General features: G+C 63.9%; 1 protein-coding gene. It reads right to left on the bottom strand.

Annotated elements, in window-relative coordinates; translation table 11 throughout:
• Positions 1-31: 31 nt before the first annotated feature.
• A partial coding sequence (locus VOI29_RS24355) for an ATP-dependent helicase (protein WP_323784458.1) occupies positions 32-1,890 on the bottom strand: 1,859 nt, incomplete at its 5' end.

Consider the following 1,890-nt stretch of genomic DNA (forward strand, 5'->3'; position numbering starts at 1 on the left):
TCCGCCGGTCAAGCCTGGTAATTGGGAGCAATCAGAATGGCACGTCGTCGGTGGCAGTCACAAAGCGGGCGACCACTTTCTTGGTGCCAGCCTTCTCAAACGCCACTTCCAGCTTGTCGCCCTCGATGCCGGTGATGGCGCCATAGCCGAATTTCTGGTGGAACACCCGCTCCCCCAACGTGAAGCTGGAGGTGGCGGTGAGGTCGATCACCTGATGCTTGCTTTCCTTGGGCTGCGACATGCCGTACTGGCCGGCCCTGGCCTGCATCCGCTTCCAGCCCGGCGAGTTGTAGCCGTCGGCCTGGGCCATTTTCTCTTCGATGGTGGAGCGGACTTGCCCGCCACCGGGAGTACTGCCCGGCGCCGCCGCCCCGTAGCCGCCGCCATAAAGGCCCGGCGGGGTCAGCACTTCGACGTGCTCCTCGGGCAGTTCGTCGATGAAACGCGAGGGCAGCTGCGATTGCCATTGCCCGAACACCCGGCGGTTGCCGGCAAAGGAAATGGTGCAGATCTGCTCGGCCCGTGTGATGCCCACATAGGCCAGACGGCGTTCCTCCTCCAGCCCCTTGAGGCCGCTTTCATCCATTGAGCGCTGCGAGGGGAACAGGCCGTCCTCCCAGCCCGGCAGGAACACCGCGGGGAATTCCAGCCCCTTGGCAGCGTGCAGGGTCATGATCGAGACCTTCTCGTCCGCGTCCTGCTTGTCATTGTCCATCACCAGGCTGACATGTTCGAGGAAACCCTGGAGATTTTCGAAATTTTCCAGCGCCTTGACCAGTTCCTTGAGGTTTTCCAGACGGCCCGGCGAATCCGGGTTCTTGTCGTTCTGCCAATGGGTGGTGTAGCCGGACTCGTCCAGGATGATCCCGGCCAGTTCCATATGGGTGATGCCGGCGTCGCCGGCCATGCGGCCCCAGCGGGCGATGCCCTCGACCAGCTGGCGCAGGGCGCCGCCGCCCTTGCCCTTGATCAAACCGCCCTCGACCGCCAGCCGGGCGCCCTCGACCAGAGAGACGCCGTTTTCGCGGGCGATGCCCTGAATGGTCTGCTGCGCCTTGTCGCCAAGGCCGCGTTTTGGGGTGTTGACGATGCGCTCAAAGGCCAGATCGTCGTCGGGGGAGACCACAACGCGGAAATAGGCCATCGCGTCGCGGATCTCGAGCCGTTCATAGAATCGCGGGCCGCCGATGACGCGATACGGCAGGCCGATGGTCAGAAACCGGTCCTCGAACGCGCGCATCTGGTGCGAGGCGCGGACCAGAATCGCCATGCTGTTGAGGCCGATCGGCGGCTGGCCGCGGGTGCCGCGCTGCATCGCCTCGATTTCCTCACCGATCCAGCGGGCCTCTTCCTCGCCGTCCCAATGGCCGATAAGCCGGACCTTTTCGCCGTCGCCGGCGGCCGTCCACAGCTCCTTGCCCAGACGGCCCTGATTGCCCCGGATGACGTTTGACGCCGCTGCCAGGATATGGCCGGTGGAGCGGTAGTTCTGCTCCAGGCGCACCACCATGGCGCCGGGGAAATCCTTTTCGAACCGCAGGATATTGCCGACCTCGGCGCCGCGCCAGCCATAGATAGACTGATCGTCGTCGCCGACGCAGCAGACGTTCTTATGGGCGCCCGCCAAGAGCCGCAGCCAGAGGTACTGCGCCACGTTGGTGTCCTGATATTCATCCACCATGATGTAGCGGAACCAGCGCTGGTATTGCTGCAGCACATCCGGGTGGGTCTGGAAGATCGTCACCATGTGCAGCAAGAGGTCGCCAAAATCCACCGCGTTCAGCTCGCGCAGGCGGGTCTGGTACAAAGCGTAGAAATCAGTGCCGCGGTTGTTGTAGGCGCCGGCATCAGCCGCCGGCACTTTCTCAGGCGTCAGGGCGCGGTTTTTCC

The sequence above is a fragment of the Leisingera sp. genome, from assembly GCF_034669605.1.
GTDB lineage: Bacteria > Pseudomonadota > Alphaproteobacteria > Rhodobacterales > Rhodobacteraceae > Leisingera.